This window comes from Bacillota bacterium, from assembly GCA_009711825.1.
Lineage (GTDB): Bacteria > Bacillota > Proteinivoracia > UBA4975 > VEMY01 > VEMY01.
Genome location: VEMY01000036.1, coordinates 1 through 16,281, shown reverse-complemented (window position 1 = coordinate 16,281; position 16,281 = coordinate 1). Strand labels below are relative to the sequence as shown.

Genomic DNA, 16,281 nt, shown 5'->3' with positions numbered 1-16,281 from the left:
CTCCTCACCAATTCTGTCATTACCTATTTAGCTTAATTATGATAATATTACGCTAAGCTACTATAGGGGGTGAAAAACATGCCACATATCAGACCTGTATCCGACCTTCGCAACAATTTCGCCGATATATCGAGGACAGTTCGTGAAAGCAACGAGCCTGTTTTTTTGACAAAAAACGGATATGGCGATATGGTCGTCATGAGCATTAAGGCATACGAGCGCCATCAGTTTGACAGCGAAATCTACTTAAAACTGAAGGAAGCGGAGCTGGAAGCCAAGGCCACCGGCAAGCGCCTTACGCATAACGAAGTGTTTACCAATCTTCGGCGCAAGATTCAAAAGAAGGATGAGGAGGATGTATAAGCTTTCGTATCTCCCGGTCGCTAATCGTGATATAGCAGACGTAGTAAATTATATAGCCGAAACACTCGCCGCTCCGAAAGCAGCCCTCGACCTGCTGGATGCATTGGATGAGTCTATATCCCGCCTAAAAGAATATTCTTAGTGAAAAATTATCCCTTCTCAGTAAAGCTCAATACCTTTGAATACTTGCCAAGGAAATCATGTACGGTATAATGTACGTAACTCCAGCTTACAAGGAGGGATTAAGATGCAGGATAAAAACCTTTCTGCTCGCCTAGAAGTCCGTCTGCATCCAGAGCAGTTGAACAGGCTGAAAGCGGAGGCAAACAAAAGGCATACATCTGTCGGCAACCTGGTACGGGAAGCTATTGACCAGAAATACCTGGCAATCAATACAGATAAATTAAAAGCTGTTGAACAAATGGCTGGGCTTAATGCACCAGTCGCTTCCTGGGAAGAGATGAAACGCGAAATTGAGTCGGGAAAATTTCGCAAATGATTGCTTTCATAGATACTAATATCCCGATGTACGCTGCAGGCAAAGAACACCCTTGCAAAACAGGCTGCCTCGAGATAATGAAAGCTATCGCCTGTGGAGAAATTCAGGCATATACCAATACAGAAGTTTTTCAGGAAATTCTCTATCGGTATTACAGTATCAATGAGCGCAAACTGGGAGTACAACTATTCGATTCCTTCTATACAATCATGCAGGGATATATATTATCAGTGCAACCTCCCGACATTTTACTAGCCAGGGAGTTAACCGTTGAATACCCCACCCTCTCGTCCAGAGACCTTATCCATCTGGCTGTTATGCTTAACAACGGGATTACGCATGTCTTCACAACCGACCAAGGGTTCCAAAATATCAATGGTCTACAGGTAATATCCCCCACTTGAAAAATCTAGATATCTTTGCTTTTCCCACAAAAATTCCCCTCTGCGCCAGAGGGGATTAATTTATGCTATTTTCTTTGAACGCCTGCGCTCCAGGTACTCTCTGCCCATGGCCACTACCTCGGTCAGGGCGTCAACTTTCAAGACCCAGGCCACCAAGAAATAAACTCCGGCGCTGGCCACCAGCACACTGCCCACCAACAAGGCCTGCCAGATAAAGGACAAGTGCCCGATTTCCCCGACAAAGGTGCTGACCACCAGCAAACACAGGCCCATGACCACGGCTGCCACCACCGACTTGGCCATATTCAGCCAGAAGCCCGCTTCCACCAAACGACCGATGCGACGACTGAGGATAACAAACAGATATCCGCCACCGGTCAGGGCCGCCAAGGCGGTGCCGAAGGCGAGGCCGCCATGGCGCAGGGGGCCAATCAGGGCAAAGTTTATGCCAATATTCACGGCAATCATAATAAAGGTGGCATACAGGGGTGTCCGGGTGTCTTTCAGGGAATAGAAACACTTGATCATCAATTGATGCAAGGCGGCGCCAATTAGGCCGATGCCGTAAAAGCGCAGGGCGAAGGCGGTCTCAGCTGTGGCCAGAGCGTCAAACTCGCCCCGCTCGTAGATCAGCGTCACCATCGGGCCGGTAAACACTATAAATCCAACCACCACCGGCATCAACAAAAACCACATCGACCCCAAAGACTTATTCAAGGTGTCCTTGAAGCTCGCCATGTCTCCCTCATTGGCATACTCCACCATACTAGGGTAAGCGACTGTAATTACCACTGTCACAAACAAACTCAGAGGCAGGAGGTAGATCATGCTGGCGTAGCTGAGGTAGGAAATGCTGCCCTCAGCAAGACCAGACGCAAACATCCGGTCAATCATTGCCTTCACCTGCTGGGCCATGCTGCCGAGGATAACCGGCGGCAATAGCAAACCTATATGCCTGAGGCCATCGGCGCACTTATCAGTCAGCGCCCCTTGGAACCGGGACTTGGCAGTCCAGGGTATCAGCATCAGCCACTGGGCCAAGGTACCGAAGAAGGTGCCCCAGATCAAGGCATAAATTCCCAGCTGCCGATGAAGCAAAAAACTGAAACCTATGATTATCAAGCTGTAGGGAAAACCGGTGAGGCCGGGGACGACAAAGTTGCGATCCACATGGAGAATTGCCGTAAATACCGCCGACAAAAACCGGAAGACAATGAGCACGATCAAGATTTGCACCATGGTGGCGCCAACACCCACCGCATATTCGTCAAAGCCAGGGGCAAACAAACGCACCACATCGGCCGGGAACAGAAGCACCGGCACTATAAACAGAAGCGTTGTCACCAAGAAGCCATAACCGGTGAAACGCAGGGCCAGGGGCTTGTCCCTGCCCTCCCGGCGAAATTTATCAAAAATCGGGATGAACACAAAATTGATCGCCTTCATTACCGGGCCAAACAAAACCGTTGGCACCGCCAGGGCAATTAAGTAGGCGTCGGTGTAGATGGTGGCGCCAAAAAAGTTGGCAATTGCCACCTCGCGTCCAAACCCGACAAATTTGCTGATCATTGTCACAATCATCAAAAGAGTTGTTGCCTTAAATAATGATGACTTCTTCAATCTTGCTGCCCCCTTTGCTTCCTCTCAAATCATAAACCATTCTTGCCAAGCGTTCAATACTGAATCTTTTCTACGCTCCTGCGCAGGGAACCGGGGTAATTATCACGAACTAATTGCTAAAATACCATTCTTATTCCTGGGAGGGTCTACCAATGCCAGGACAACTTTTGGAACTGAAAATTACCCCGCCTCCCCTGCAACCCCGTTTGCTGCCCCGTCCCAAACTACTGGAACTGCTTAACAGCGAGCTGATGAGCAATGGCAGTTTTCACCGCAAGTTGACACTTGTCACCGCCCCCGCCGGGTATGGCAAGACAAGCATCGTGCGGCAATGGCTTGCAGAACATAGCGAACGGGTTGCCTGGTATTCCCTTGACGATACAGATAGCGACCCCAGCCGGTTTTGGCTTTACTTCCTCAGCGCCCTGGGCAAAGTTGCCCCAGTGGGTCAGAGTACCCTGCAAACCCTGAGCGCTCCTTCCCTTTCCCAAATGAGCATCGACCGAGACAAGCTCATCGGCTTGCTCAACGAGTTGGCCAACCTGGAAACGCCGCTCTTTCTAGTTTTGGACGATTTTCACCTCATAGAAGACCAGACTGTAAGCGATAACCTCGCCTTCCTGATCGAACGACTGCCGCCAACCGTGCACATCGTTGTAATTACCCGCTACGACCCCGACTGGCCCCTGGCCCACTGGCAGGCAAAACGCCATTTGCTCACCCTCAGCCAGAGCTACTTACGTTTCTCCGACCAGGAAGCGGCGACCCTGTTTAATGATGTGCCCCTGGGCAGGAACTGACAGCCCTCAACAGGCGCACTGAGGGCTGGATAACAGGGCTTCAACTGGTGGCGTCCTCCCTCCGGTCCGGAGCAGACAATACCAGCTTCATTACAAACTTCACTGGCAGCGACCGCCATGTCCTGGATTATCTAACAGCTGAAGTTTTGAACCAGCTACCGGCGTCAGTGCAGGAGTTTTTGCTTCAGACATCTATCCTCACCTGGCTCCACCCGGAGCTCTGCGACGCAGTAAGTGGCCGTCAGGACAGCGGCCAGCTCCTCAACCAGCTGGCCGGAAACAATCTTTTTCAGGGCCCTGCCACTGGGCCCTGGTACCGCTACCATGCCCTTTTTGCCCACGTGCTCCAGGTGCATCTTCAGGAACAGAAACCTGAACAAGTGGCCAGCCTGCACCAGCGGGCCGCCGCCTGGCTTGCAGAAAACCAATATTTTGGAGCAGCGCTTGGCCACTCCCTGGCCGCCGATGACCTGGAACAGGCGGCTAGCTTGCTGAACTCTCACCCCCAGACAATTTGGCGCCAACTGGGCCTCGCCCGGATGACCAACATTCTCGACACGCTTCCCCCGGAGATATTGACCCGATTTCCGCGCCTGGGAGCTTACCGGGCCCTGGGGGCCCTGATCCAGGGCAAGCTCCGGGAGCTTCCAGCGCTCCTGGACTCGGTCCCGGTCAACCAGACAGATGAAGTCAGCGGCATGCTGGCGGTCATCCGCACCTATCTGGCCATCTTCCAAAATGACCCGGAAAATATCCTCGCTTGGGCCCAGGAGGCCATCGAAAAACTGCCCTGGGAGCAAATCCTGTGGCGCAGCTTCGCCACTTTGGCCGCCGGCGATGGCCACGCCCTGGCGGGCCAACTGCCAAGCGCGGCAGATTTCTACTCCGAGGCAATTTACTTGGGTAAAAAATCCCACCTACCGTTCAGTGTGCTGTTAGCGGGCTGGAAATTAGGCACGCTGCGCTGGCAACAAGGGCAGCTCCACGACTGCCAGCAATTATGTGCCGAGCTCCAGGAATACATCCGGCAACATAAGCTGGAGCAGCTCCCCCGGACGGGAGCAATCCATGCCCTCCAGGCCTTGCTGGCCCGGGAACGAGGCGAGCTGGAACTGGCCCAGGCAAAGATCTCTGCTGCCCTAGCCGCCTGCCGACCGGAAAAACCAATCTTCGCTTGGTGTCTCTACAGCCAAATACTCATCGGGTATTCCTCCCGGCAACTAGACCGGGTCCGCCAGGCAATCGGCGAACTGGAAGCAATCCAGCGCGACCAGGGACTCCCCGGCTTTCTCACCTTCCAGGTAGACAGGGAACAGGCCCTCACTTGCTGAATCAGGCCCTGGAGACCGCCGCCGGCGAAGATTTCCGGCAGGCATTTTGGGACGCTGGCGCTGAAATCACTCGGCTTCTGCCTAGGACGATTTGCTCAGCTCTAGGGAGTTGGAAATTCTCACCCTGATGGAGCAGGGCTTGAGCAACAGGAGATTGGCGATCGTCTCTACCTGACGGTGGGAACAGTCAAGTGGCATGTCACCAATCTCTACAGCAAATTACAGGTTAAACGCAGAGCCGAGGCCCTTGCCCGGGCCCGGGAACTAAATATCCTCAAACATTGAACCGGCTTCAGGCCGGTTTTTTGTGTACCTTACTCTACCCTGACCTCAACCTTACCTAGGTCAGTTCCTGCTAGCGGCTGTCCCAGTTAAACTAAAGCCAGAAAAACCAACAAAGGAGTGAAATCAATCAGCCAGTCTCAAAACGCAACCTGGCAGCTGCAGATCACAATTCCCGGCCATCTGGATCAGCTCTGGTCCCGCAGGTTGGACCTGGAATTAGTCCGCACCGCTTCTGGCACTACAGTACTCAGCGGCTCCGTTCGGGACACTGCTGCCCTCTACGGACTGCTTACAAAACTCAGGGATCTGGGGCTGGAATTTACCGCCCTGGAGGCCCACAAAAAGGAGGAAACCAACCGATGAAAATCTTAGTTTTTGGCGCCGGCCCCCTGGGCAGTCTCAAAGCTGCCCGTTTGCACGAAGCCGGCCATGACGTCACCGTTCTCGCCCGCAATCAGCGCCTGGCGGACATCAAGCAACATGGCATAGTCATTGTTGAAGATGGGTCCAGTGAACAGCAAGTGGCCCGGGTCAAGGTCACCGACCGCTTTACCCCCGAGGATTACTACGACCTGGTTATCGTCATGCGAAAGAACCAGGCTACCGAGATCATCCCCACACTGGCAGCGAATAAAAAGGTCCCCACCTTATTGTTCATGGTTAACACCGCCGCCGGTTTTGATGACCTGGCAGGCCCCCTGGGCAAAGAGAGGGTAATGATGGGCTTCCCCTACCCCGGCGGCCAGCGGGACGGCCACCTGATGCGGGTGATGCCGGTGAACGAAAAGCGCAAATGGACCATCCCTGTTGGCGAGACCGACGGCAGCGTCACTGACCGCACCAGGAAAGTGGCTAAGGTCCTGGTATCGATGCGGGGCTATAAAGTCCAGGTCCGTAAAGATATGGACGCCTGGCTCAAAAACCACGTCGCCCTGATGATTCCCGCCTTCGCCCCGGCCATGTACGCGGCCAATATCAGCATGAAGCGCATGGGCAACACCCGAGACCTCTTGGTTCTCACCCTCCGGGGACAAAGAGAAGCCTTGCGCGCCCTGAACAAGGCGGGCATACCGCCCAGCCCCGGCGCGATGATCCGCATCCACCGTTCAATCCCCGAGCCAATCATGGTCGGACTCCTGCAAATCATCATGCGCAAGGAACTGGGCAAGGCCAGCATGGAGGGCCGCCCCAAGGCAGCCCGGGATGAAATGCGACACCTGACCGATGAACTATTTGCATTCTTGCGCTCCAAAGGCCTGAGCGCTCCCATCTGCGAAAGTCTGTACAAGTATTTTGACCCGGATACACCGCCACTGCCCGAGGGCACAAAAGAACTGCCTTTGCGCTGGGGCGGAGACCTCGGCTTGGTAGGCGCCATCGCCCTGATTGTCCTCGCCATAGTCATACTCTAAATCAGAAAGGAGTAACCCTTGTGGAAAATCTCAAACTGAAAAAAATTGCTCTAATCCTAGCGCCGATTCTAACCCCTTTGAGTGTCTACCTGCTGATGAACGCCAGCGCGCACCTGCACCACATGCTTTCCTTTTCTATTGGCTATGCCATTTACTGGTTCTTTTGGTGCCTGGCCTTCCCGCTCTGGCTACTGGGACGCCAAGGCTTGAAAAAAATGCTCAAAACCAGCGCCGAACCCTTTGGTCGTCCCGCGTTGCTGGGCGCACTGCTCCTGTTCATCCCCTTGATCATATCTCCCTGCTCCTAACCGCCCCCTTTGAAAGCGAGCGGGAACTCTGGCCCCAGGCCACCTGGCTGATGCTGTTGATGGCAATCCCCATGTCTGTCTGGAACGGGTTTTTGGAGGAGGTTCTCTGGCGGGGCACATTCACCGCCCTCTTCCCCCGGCAGACCATGCTCGGCATCATCTATCCCGCCCTGGGCTTCGCTGCCTGGCATCTGGGACCATTCCTGGCCAAATCCCCCTGGGACAGCCAAGAAGTTTTAATGCTCCTGGGTGGCGGCACGGTGTTGGGACTCTTGGAATTACATGGCTGCCAAATCCGGCACCATTCGGTACACTATCTACTCCCACATCCTCGCCAACATCTGCCTCTTTACTGCCCTCAGCATGGTTTAAAAACAAAAAAATATCAACCGTTAAATTTAATTTCCAGTATCAAAACGGGAACTCCACGCAAACTATTTGCAGGGAGGGATTCAAATAGATGAACATTCACAACACGATGAATCGGATGCGCAACATGATGCCTGGACACAAAAGGGGAATGAGCACCGGAAAAAAATTGATGTTGATGGCGGTTCCGGTGGTCATATTTTCTGTAGGCAAAATGATCAGTTCCCGCATGCATGACGAAAACTTTTAACGCCCTTCCTGCAAAAACCTCCCCGGAGCTCCGGGGAGGTTTAAATTTGGATTTATTATATTCTACATTAACTCCCGCAATTCTTTAGCCAAACTGAATGGAATAATCTGATGCTGCTCAGTTTCTCGATAAGCTTTTTCCGCATGCATGTATTCAACAATCTCTTTCGCACTATAGTTCTTGAACTTAGTTGCCACAGTCTCAAGCACATTTAACTCTTCCACTGAAAAATCTGTAACCCTGACAGGTCCGTTGGGAACAACTCTATAGGCTATATCCTCGCACACAATCTCTTCTTGAATATTTACCGTTGGCAACTGAAGAATCTCATTAAATGCAATAGGTAGCGCTCCATAAGTCATATGCTGGTAAACAAGCCCAGTAACGGCATTTCCATGCCGTCTAAAATGCAGTGCATCAAAATACCAAAGGAGCTTCATTAATTTAACTTTGAAGAGATTGTTCACAAAATGTGAGAAGTAACCTATAACACTTTCAATCCTCTCAATATCTAACCGCTTGTAACCGTTATAATCACTTTTTTCCTGGTAATTGACGTAGTAACTATTAATCTCTTGCTTCTTCAGATAGAGCCGTCCTCGCTCTTTCACTTTCTTGGTAATGTTTTCTCTAATCTTATAATACTTTTCTTTTGTGAAACGGTCCTTGTGTTCTTCAAGAGTATTTAGAGCGAACATAGGGTTCTCATTGGTCATCCGCATAATCTTATCATAAGTCTCGTCCTGGATAGACTTACTTTCATATCTCGTTATCGTCACTTCGCCCCATCCTAACAAAGCCGAAAAATCACTCTGAGTTAATCCATAGCTGCTTCTAATTTCCGCAATTTGCTCGGATTTCAACAATCCCTTTTTAGCCCGATAAGCGTCCCGAGCTCTAAGAAGGTTCTGATCCATTACACCAGCAGGAACAAACTGATTTTCTTCTTCATTACTTTTTGTACATAAATAGTAGATTTCCTCATAATCTACTACTTCACTTTTCACTAGTCCCTTAGTCATTCTCTGTCTTATTTCAATTGAATGATTCAAGTCGCATATAGGGCAATCCATTTCTTTTACACCAATCAAATAATCGTTACTCATCAGAAAACTCCCCTTTCATAATTCCAGTTAAGCGTAGGGAAACTGCTTGAACGGATATCTTGCATAATGAAAGGATACACAAACTTTTGACGACTTCTAATATATACATCGTTGTTTTGTATAGATTTCCCAAAAGTATAAAATGGAGGCAAACGCTCATCCTTGCTGTCGTAAACTGTCTCCAGATAATCTGCAACTTGCAATGCTAATAGCTGTTTAACTACGTCGCCCTTATCAAAATTTAGGTCTAACATAGTATTAACTGTCGTATATGGATCTGTAGGCGACTCGCCCTGTTTGGACATTAGTATATCAAGATCACTAGCCGGGTCGAACTTCGGCTCCAATAACAGCTCTTTTAGTGCCTGTAAAAATAACTGCACTTCCTCTTGGGGTGAAATTACCTTTCTTATCAAGGATTGCACCTCCTACATCAACATTATATCCTATCAATTGATAGCATATCAACTTATATTTAATCTAATAATCGAATTATGGTCCTGTTAACAGTACTTTTTTTGAACTGCTTACGTTAATTGTAGTGAAAATCACCGACCGGTGGTTTTCTTGATATCACACAGTCTGAAGACTGCCCCTTATTTCAGTACAAATTATTTTCTTTTTAAACTTATAATCGCATGACTGACGAGTCCCATGCTTACCCCGACAAACAACCCGACGCCAGCGCCCATCAGCACATCAATTATCTCCTGCCCCAGCCAGTAACCAAGCACCATTCCCAGGGCGAGGCCCAGAATCAAAACCACCGTAGAACAGACCCACCGGGTCATCCTTGCCATACATTGCCTGCTGCCGTGCGTACTCTTCCATATCAAAACCTCCCAAAGCTTTAATAAAATCATTAAACTCCTCATTGAGTTCGGCCTCATCGAATTTCTCCATGGTTATCCGTAACGCATCTGCCTCCGAATATCCCTCGTTCATCAGATCAATCAGTCCGTCCTGCAGGTATGTCTTTATCTCCTCAGCAAAATCGGTATTACTTGGTTTGTTGCTGAACTTACGCCGCAGACGCCTGATTTCCCGGGCAATGTTCTCCCGCTCCTGCTCAAACCGGGCCTACAGAAGCTCTTTATATGTCATGTTCTCACTGCCGGTGTAGCCTGCCTTGCGTGCCACCCGCTCCACCATCGCGTCAATCTTCGCCCTTGCCTCGCGACTTAGCTTATCTGTCATCAAGCTCCACTCCTTCCAAAAACATATCCACCAGGTCTTTGAGATGCTGCCACTCACGCTTCTTGGCCCTCAGATGATCCCGGCCGGCAGGCAGCAGTTTGTAATAGCGGCGGCGCCCGCCTACAGACTCGCTCCCCCAATAGGAGGCAATCAATTCACCCTTCTCCAGGCGTTTAAAGGCAAGATATAACGTACCTTCCTTTAGTTCAAACTTGTTTTCCGTCTGCTGCTTTACCCGTTTGCCCAGCTCGTAGCCGTAGAGATCTTCCTGAGACAACAAGGCCAGAATTATGATGTCGATATACCCCTTGAGCATCTCACGCGCAATCTCCATTTAACAACCTCCCTCACTCAACCTGATTACACAATGCATTATAACACCGTTTACTTAATTATGCGAGGTATATAGTTAAATAAAATTTTCTTTTCCTTAAGTCACAGTTACTTAAAGCAAACGGAGCGGCTCCACGTGGAGCCGCTCCGTATTTAGAAACTTATTCTATCTGGCCCTGCCTGCCGAAAATCCACACACCGATTCCGGCTAGCAATATGATTAACCCATAAAAAAGTTCAAACACCTATTTCTTGCCCAAGAGGGCAAACATATTCTTTTTATACGCCTCCACCCCCGGCTGATTAAAGGGGTTTACCCCCAACATATAGCCGCTGATGGCACAGGCCTTCATGAAGAAGTAGACCAGGGCGCCAAAGCTCTCTTCATTTACCTCCGGCACACTCAGGACAATGTTAGGCACGCCGCCGTCCACATGGGCCTGGAGCGTCCCCCGGAAGGCCTGGAGGTTGACATAGTCCATGGTCTTCCCAGCCAGGTAGTTGAGGCCATCCAAATCTTCGCTGTCACTGCCTAAAGTCAACTGATGGCGGGGGAAATCCACTCGCAGCACGGTTTCAAACAAATGCCGCTCCCCGTCCTGAATGTACTGGCCCAGGGAGTGGAGGTCGGTGGAGAACACCGCCGAAGCGGGGAAGATCCCCTTGCCGTCCTTGCCTTCGCTCTCGCCAAAGAGCTGCTTCCACCACTCGCCCAGAGTCTGCAAACCCGGCTCATAGGCCACCAACAGCTCCACCAGCTTGCCGTTTCTGTACATCAAGTTCCGCAGGGCCGCATACTGGTAACAGACGTTCTCCGCGAGGGTAGCAGTTGAATACTCCTCCCGGGCCTTGGCGGCGCCCGAAAGCACCCGCTCCACATCGATTCCGGCCACAGCCATCGGCAAGAGCCCCACCGGCGTCAGCACCGAGTAGCGACCGCCCACCGCATCAGGAATCACAAAGGTCTCATAGCCCTCCTGCTCCGCCAACGTTCGCAAAGCGCCCCGGCGGGCATCGGTGGTGGCAAAGATTCGCTTGCGGGCCCCCTCCCGGCCATACTTATCCTCCAAGAGCGCCCGCAGCATCCGGAAGGCAATCGCCGGCTCGGTAGTGGTGCCGGATTTGGAGATCACATTGACGCTAAAGTCCTGCTCAGCCAAGAGATTAAAGAGCTCCTGATGGTAGCTGCTGCTCATGTTATAACCGGCAAAGTAAACGGCGGTCTTGCCCGGCAGCTGGTTGCGGAAGCTGTGGCCCAGCAGCTCGATTGCAGCCCGGCTGCCCAAGTAGGAACCACCGATACCAACCACTACCAGGGCTTCACTTTGCCCCTGGATGCGCGCGGCAGCTGCCTTGACCCGCTCCAGCTCTTCTTTGTCATACTCCACAGGCAAATCCAGCCAGCCAGTAAACTCGCTACCCGCCCCCCGTCTTTCCGTCAACAACCGATGGGCGACGTTGACCTCCTCCTGGAGCTGCTTCAACTCAACATCTAAGCCATGGGTTTCCAATTGGATTATCTTCATCTTCCATCCCTTCCTCCTAAGCCCTCCGGCTTTATTAACCTCCGAAATTAACATCTCTCGGGAACTCATATGTATACATCCCCAGCCGCAAGCGGGGAAAGATATGCCAATAATCACCTTTAATATTTCGACAGCAGGACATACTTTCCTCCTGGCACCGCGAGCAAGAACGTAAATTCTACCACCCTGCAGCCAGACACTCCAGCAGGAAATACCGGACCGATACGGGAATATATTACAAAGGACAAATTGAGTAGGTGCATAATGAACAGAAAGATTAGATTACTGGTCACAGACAATAGAATCGGAATGGCAAAGAAGATCGTCGACGCCTTCACAGCCAAGAACTTGAACATTCTCAAGATGGAGATCAATCCGCCGTATATCTCCGTGGAACTAGCAGGAATTGATGCGTCCTGGCATGCTTTCGAACAGTGGCTAAAGGATACGGTGGCCGAGGTGGTGGCGGTCACCCAATTAGACATGCTCGATTTCGAAAAGCGTGCCTTGGAATTGCAGACCATAATCGAAAGCCTAAATGTGGGGATAGTCTCGGTGGGAAGCTCAGGGGAGCTTCTTTATTGTAATAAAATCGCCAAGCAGATCTTCAACCTCACCTCCCGGGATATGAACACAAAGGTTAATAAGGTCATTCCCCAGAACATATACGACCCTCAGCGCCACACCACCGACATGGAGGGAGTGGAGTTTTCCCAAGTAATTGGCGACAAGGCAGTGCACCTGTACATTGACATCCGCCAGGTGCGCAATGAAGCCGGCGAAAACGTGGGCGCCCTCTTAATCATTCGGACCGCAGAGGAAGCGCGCCGCCTAATCCAGGCGGTTTCCCGTCCCTCGCTGATCTCCTTAGATGACATCATCGGTAACTCCCCGAGCATCATACACACCAAAGAGCTGGCGCGGGTGGTGGCCAAGACTGAAGCCAATGTCCTGATCTCCGGAGAGAGCGGCACCGGCAAGGAGCTGTTCGCCCGGGCCATTCACCTAAACAGCCAGCGCAGCGACGGGCCCTTTGTCGCCGTAAACTGTGCCGCGATGCCCGAGAACCTTATTGAAAGCGAATTCTTCGGCTATGAGCGCGGGGCATTCACCGGTGCCAGCAACTCCGGCAAGCAGGGATTGTTTGAGCTGGCCTCTGAAGGGAGCATCTTCCTGGACGAAATTGGCGACTTGCCCGTGCACTTGCAGGCAAAGATTCTCCGGGTCATCCAGGAGAAGAGTATCAGGCGCCTGGGTGGCAAGAAGGAGATACCCACCGATGTGCGCATAATCTCCGCCAGCCACCACAACTTGCAGTCTTTGGTCAAGGGGGGCACTTTCCGGGAGGACCTCTACTACCGCCTCAATGTCGTGCCTATCCATATCCCCCCTCTGCGGGAACGGACAGAAGACATCCCCATCCTGGCCGAGTATTTCATTACCCTAATCGCGGAAAAAATGGATAAGGACCAATTAGAAATCTCCGATGCCGCCATGGACAAACTGCTCCGTCACCCGTGGCCGGGAAATGTGCGGGAACTCCAGAATGCCATTGAACGCGCGTTTATCTTTGCTGAGGATGTAATTAGGACGGAGCACCTGCTGGTGGAAGATGCACCTGCTATCCCTAAGGTCCAAGGGTCAGACCCCGATGCGCAGGTCATCCACTTTCCCGTGGAGCTGAATAAAATACTTGCCAATATTGAGCGCAAGTATATCCTTGAGGCCAGCGACAAGTTCACTTCCTCCCGGGAAATTGCCCAGGCCTTGGGTGTTTCCCATACCACAGTAATTAACAAACTACGCGCCTATTCAAAAGCGTAAAAGATATTTACAACCGTAAGCAGTATTTACGCCCGTGTAAAGCTATTTTACACGGGCGTACTTCTTCACTCTCTAGCGTGCTAAATCGCTGTGGCACGCAATTTGCATTAACTAGCAGCAAACAGCCATGAGGAGGAATGTAGAAATGGATATGAGCAAATATCCGGCAGAACCTTTTAGAATTAAGAGTGTGGAAACCGTCAAGATGACCAACCGGGAAGAGCGGGCAAAGGTCATTAAAGAAGCCGGCTATAACACCTTTCTGATCAACTCGGAAGATGTGTACATCGACCTCTTGACCGACAGTGGCACCAACGCCATGAGCGACAAGCAATGGGCCGGTCTGATGCAGGGCGACGAGGCCTATGCCGGCAGCAAAAACTTCAAGCATCTGGAGCAAACAGTAACGGAACTGTTCGGCCTCCCCTACCTGGTGCCGACGCATCAGGGGCGGGGCGCGGAAAACATCCTCTCCAAGATTGCCATCAAGCCGGGGCAATTCGTCCCTGGCAACATGTACTTTACAACCACCAGATACCATCAGGAAGCCAATGGCGGCATCTTCGTCGACATCATTAAGGAAGAGGCCCACGACGCCGGGCTGGACATCCCCTTTAAAGGCGATATCGACATTGCCAAGCTGGAGCAATTGATAGAAGAAAAGGGCGCAGATAATATCGCTTATGTCTGTCTCGCCATCACCGTCAACCTGGCCGGCGGTCAGCCAGTCTCCATGGCCAACATGAAAGCGGTGCGTGAGTTAACCGCAAAACATGGCATCAAGGTGTTCTATGACGCCACCAGGTTCGCAGAAAACGCTTTCTTCATCAAAGAACAAGAATCCGGCTACCAGGACAAATCGATTCAGGAAATTACCCAGGAAATGTTCAGTTATTCCGACGGCGCCACCATGAGCGGCAAAAAAGATGGCATTGTTAACATCGGCGGTTTCTTGGCCCTAAGAGACGAAGACCTATTCCTGGAGGCCAAAGAGTTGGTTGTAGTCTTCGAAGGCATGCCATCCTATGGCGGCATGGCCGGCCGCGACATGGAGGCCCTAGCCCTCGGGCTCAAGGAGTCCATGCAATATGAATATATCCAACACCGGGTGATGCAGGTCAGATATCTCGGGGATAGACTCAAGGAAGCGGGTGTGCCGATCGTTGAGCCGGTGGGCGGCCACGCAGTGTTCCTGGATGCCCGCCGCTTCTGTCCCCACCTGGACCAGGAAGATTTCCCGGCCCAGTCCCTGGCCGCCAACCTCTACATGGACTCGGGTGTCCGCTCCATGGAACGGGGCAATGTCTCCGCCGGCAGGAACAAAACCACCGGCGAAAACTATCGGCCTAAATTGGAAACTGTACGCCTCACCATCCCCAGACGGGTATATACCTACAGGCATCTGGATTTGGTCGCCGATGCCGTTATCAACCTCTATAAGCATAAAGAAGATATCAAGGGCTTAAAATTCGTCTATGAACCCAAGCAATTGCGCTTCTTCACCGCCCGCTTCGAAGAAAAATAAAAATACCCACCAAAAGCACAGTCCCTTGCTACCCTCCAGCAAGGGACTGTGTGCGTTTCGAAAGATACCGAGCGGACCACGCCCATTAAAATCATCTAGCGAATTTCAATATGAAGCTCTTTATCTAAACACTTGGCGATTTTAATTAAAAAATCTAGAGAGGGATTGTACGACCCACTTTCTAACCTAGAAATATTTGACTTTTGCGTCCCTGCTCTATAGGCCAATTCTTCTTGAGTAATATGCATTTTTTCTCTAGCCTCAATAATTTGAGAAATCACATCATATCGAGGCTTTAGTTTATCATATTCAACTCTAAAATCATCGTCCTTCAGAAGTTGTTTTTTCACTTCATCAAATTTAACACCGGGCTTAATCATCTTTGCACCTTCTTTCAAAGTCCTCTCTATATTTCCGGGCTCTTGCAAGTTCACGCTCTGGGATTTTTTGCGTTTTCTTAACGAAACCATGTAAGAGAATAAATGTATTATTCCTATAGGCAAAAAAGAATATCCTTGAGATATCACGAGAGAACTTGATTCTCAACTCAAAAATACCTTTATTATTTTTTCCTTTGATCGGTTTAGTGTATAGTTCTCTAAGCTTTGGCCCATGTTTTTTTAGCAATTCAATTTCACTAAAAGCCTTGGCCCTCATTTTGGGGGGGCATTGATAATAAGAAGTCTTTTACGGGCACATTACCATTATCTTTTTGATAAAATTCTACATCGTAAGACAACTGCGTCCCCCCTTTATCATCATATGCGTTTTTACACGAATAATGTTATCATATATGATAACATTATTCAATGCATATTTAAATCGCTTAAAAAGAAACCCCGACCCACTTCAATTATCACTCGGCCGGGGCAATAGCTCTTTGTGTTTTTGGCAAGTTAAATTTTTATAGTTTGGCAACTAACTTTTTCATAGTCGCATAGCATCCCGGTAAACGTACACTAGTTCTCTTGTCTTCTCTTCAGAGCCTGCTTGTAGCGATAGCTTTCACCCTTGAATACAAGGATGTGGGCATGGTGAATTACTCTGTCAATTAGTGCTGCTGTCAGCCTGTCATCCCCAAAAACTTCGTTCCACCGGCCTAGCTCAAGGTTCGAAGAAACGATGATGC

General features: G+C 50.5%; 20 protein-coding genes and 1 pseudogene. 12 read left to right on the top strand and 9 right to left on the bottom strand.

From position 1 onward, the window contains the following. Positions 1-78 precede the first annotated feature (78 nt). The 3 genes from FH749_11180 to FH749_11170 all read left to right on the top strand — a co-directional run bounded on the left by FH749_11180 (position 79) and on the right by FH749_11170 (position 1,266). Positions 79-363 carry a type II toxin-antitoxin system Phd/YefM family antitoxin gene (locus tag FH749_11180; protein ID MTI96025.1) on the top strand — a complete coding sequence of 95 codons (285 nt, stop codon included), beginning with the start codon at positions 79-81 and terminating at the stop codon, positions 361-363. A 247-nt stretch (positions 364-610) separates the two neighbouring features. Next, positions 611-862 carry a ribbon-helix-helix protein, CopG family gene (locus tag FH749_11175; GenBank protein MTI96024.1) on the top strand — a complete coding sequence of 84 codons (252 nt, stop codon included), beginning with the start codon at positions 611-613 and terminating at the stop codon, positions 860-862. Continuing rightward, entirely contained in the window at positions 859-1,266 is a 408-nt protein-coding gene (locus tag FH749_11170; protein MTI96023.1) for a type II toxin-antitoxin system VapC family toxin, read from the top strand. Before FH749_11175 ends, FH749_11170 begins: the two co-directional genes overlap by 4 nt. 60 nt (positions 1,267-1,326) lie before the next feature. On the opposite strand, the gene murJ is transcribed toward FH749_11170, so the two are convergent. Beyond that, complete coding sequence (murJ, locus tag FH749_11165; protein ID MTI96022.1) at positions 1,327-2,886, bottom strand: murein biosynthesis integral membrane protein MurJ; 1,560 nt, start codon at positions 2,884-2,886, stop codon at positions 1,327-1,329. Positions 2,887-3,038: 152 nt separating this feature from the next. Between murJ and FH749_11160 the strand changes: the two genes are divergently transcribed. The 7 genes from FH749_11160 to FH749_11130 all read left to right on the top strand — a co-directional run bounded on the left by FH749_11160 (position 3,039) and on the right by FH749_11130 (position 7,486). Further along, entirely contained in the window at positions 3,039-3,686 is a 648-nt protein-coding gene (locus FH749_11160; protein MTI96021.1) for a hypothetical protein, read from the top strand. Positions 3,687-3,733: 47 nt separating this feature from the next. Then, complete coding sequence (locus FH749_11155) at positions 3,734-5,017, top strand: hypothetical protein (GenBank protein ID MTI96020.1); 1,284 nt, start codon at positions 3,734-3,736, stop codon at positions 5,015-5,017. A 153-nt stretch (positions 5,018-5,170) separates the two neighbouring features. Continuing rightward, positions 5,171-5,302, top strand: coding sequence for a response regulator transcription factor (locus tag FH749_11150; GenBank protein ID MTI96019.1), 132 nt, complete (start codon positions 5,171-5,173; stop codon positions 5,300-5,302). A gap of 126 nt (positions 5,303-5,428) precedes the next feature. Beyond that, positions 5,429-5,665 carry a hypothetical protein gene (locus FH749_11145; protein ID MTI96018.1) on the top strand — a complete coding sequence of 79 codons (237 nt, stop codon included), beginning with the start codon at positions 5,429-5,431 and terminating at the stop codon, positions 5,663-5,665. After that, the gene (locus FH749_11140; GenBank protein ID MTI96017.1) at positions 5,662-6,714 is read left to right on the top strand and encodes a hypothetical protein; all 1,053 of its coding nucleotides are present in this window, start codon (positions 5,662-5,664) and stop codon (positions 6,712-6,714) included. The genes FH749_11145 and FH749_11140 overlap by 4 nt, the downstream gene beginning before the upstream one ends. Before the next feature lie 20 nt (positions 6,715-6,734). Continuing rightward, positions 6,735-7,022 carry a hypothetical protein gene (locus tag FH749_11135; protein MTI96016.1) on the top strand — a complete coding sequence of 96 codons (288 nt, stop codon included), beginning with the start codon at positions 6,735-6,737 and terminating at the stop codon, positions 7,020-7,022. Between the two features lie 50 nt (positions 7,023-7,072). Next, positions 7,073-7,486, top strand: coding sequence for a CPBP family intramembrane metalloprotease (locus tag FH749_11130; GenBank protein MTI96015.1), 414 nt, complete (start codon positions 7,073-7,075; stop codon positions 7,484-7,486). Between the two features lie 217 nt (positions 7,487-7,703). On the opposite strand, the gene FH749_11125 is transcribed toward FH749_11130, so the two are convergent. The 5 genes from FH749_11125 to FH749_11105 all read right to left on the bottom strand — a co-directional run bounded on the left by FH749_11125 (position 7,704) and on the right by FH749_11105 (position 11,803). Then, positions 7,704-8,747, bottom strand: coding sequence for a DUF4065 domain-containing protein (locus FH749_11125; protein ID MTI96014.1), 1,044 nt, complete (start codon positions 8,745-8,747; stop codon positions 7,704-7,706). Next, positions 8,747-9,163 carry a hypothetical protein gene (locus tag FH749_11120; protein MTI96013.1) on the bottom strand — a complete coding sequence of 139 codons (417 nt, stop codon included), beginning with the start codon at positions 9,161-9,163 and terminating at the stop codon, positions 8,747-8,749. The genes FH749_11125 and FH749_11120 overlap by 1 nt, the downstream gene beginning before the upstream one ends. Before the next feature lie 195 nt (positions 9,164-9,358). Next, positions 9,359-9,547, bottom strand: coding sequence for a hypothetical protein (locus tag FH749_11115; GenBank protein ID MTI96012.1), 189 nt, complete (start codon positions 9,545-9,547; stop codon positions 9,359-9,361). A gap of 386 nt (positions 9,548-9,933) precedes the next feature. Next, positions 9,934-10,278, bottom strand: coding sequence for a PadR family transcriptional regulator (locus tag FH749_11110; GenBank protein ID MTI96011.1), 345 nt, complete (start codon positions 10,276-10,278; stop codon positions 9,934-9,936). A gap of 244 nt (positions 10,279-10,522) precedes the next feature. Next, complete coding sequence (locus FH749_11105) at positions 10,523-11,803, bottom strand: glucose-6-phosphate isomerase (protein ID MTI96010.1); 1,281 nt, start codon at positions 11,801-11,803, stop codon at positions 10,523-10,525. A gap of 264 nt (positions 11,804-12,067) precedes the next feature. On the opposite strand from FH749_11105, the gene FH749_11100 reads away from it, so the two are divergent. Both FH749_11100 and FH749_11095 read left to right on the top strand, forming a co-directional pair. Next, complete coding sequence (locus FH749_11100; protein ID MTI96009.1) at positions 12,068-13,627, top strand: Fis family transcriptional regulator; 1,560 nt, start codon at positions 12,068-12,070, stop codon at positions 13,625-13,627. Between the two features lie 145 nt (positions 13,628-13,772). Continuing rightward, entirely contained in the window at positions 13,773-15,152 is a 1,380-nt protein-coding gene (locus FH749_11095) for a tyrosine phenol-lyase (GenBank protein MTI96008.1), read from the top strand. Between the two features lie 95 nt (positions 15,153-15,247). Here the strand turns inward: FH749_11095 and FH749_11090 are convergent, their stop codons facing one another. From FH749_11090 to FH749_11080, 3 genes and pseudogenes are all read right to left on the bottom strand, one after another. Further along, positions 15,248-15,532: a helix-turn-helix transcriptional regulator gene (locus FH749_11090; GenBank protein ID MTI96007.1), complete on the bottom strand. Its 285-nt coding sequence runs from the start codon at positions 15,530-15,532 to the stop codon at positions 15,248-15,250. Then, positions 15,525-15,891 (bottom strand): annotated as a pseudogene (locus FH749_11085) (type II toxin-antitoxin system RelE/ParE family toxin). Before FH749_11085 ends, FH749_11090 begins: the two are co-directional and overlap by 8 nt. A 220-nt stretch (positions 15,892-16,111) precedes the next feature. Beyond that, the coding region (locus FH749_11080; GenBank protein ID MTI96006.1) for an ATP-binding protein at positions 16,112-16,281 on the bottom strand (170 nt) is incomplete at its 5' end.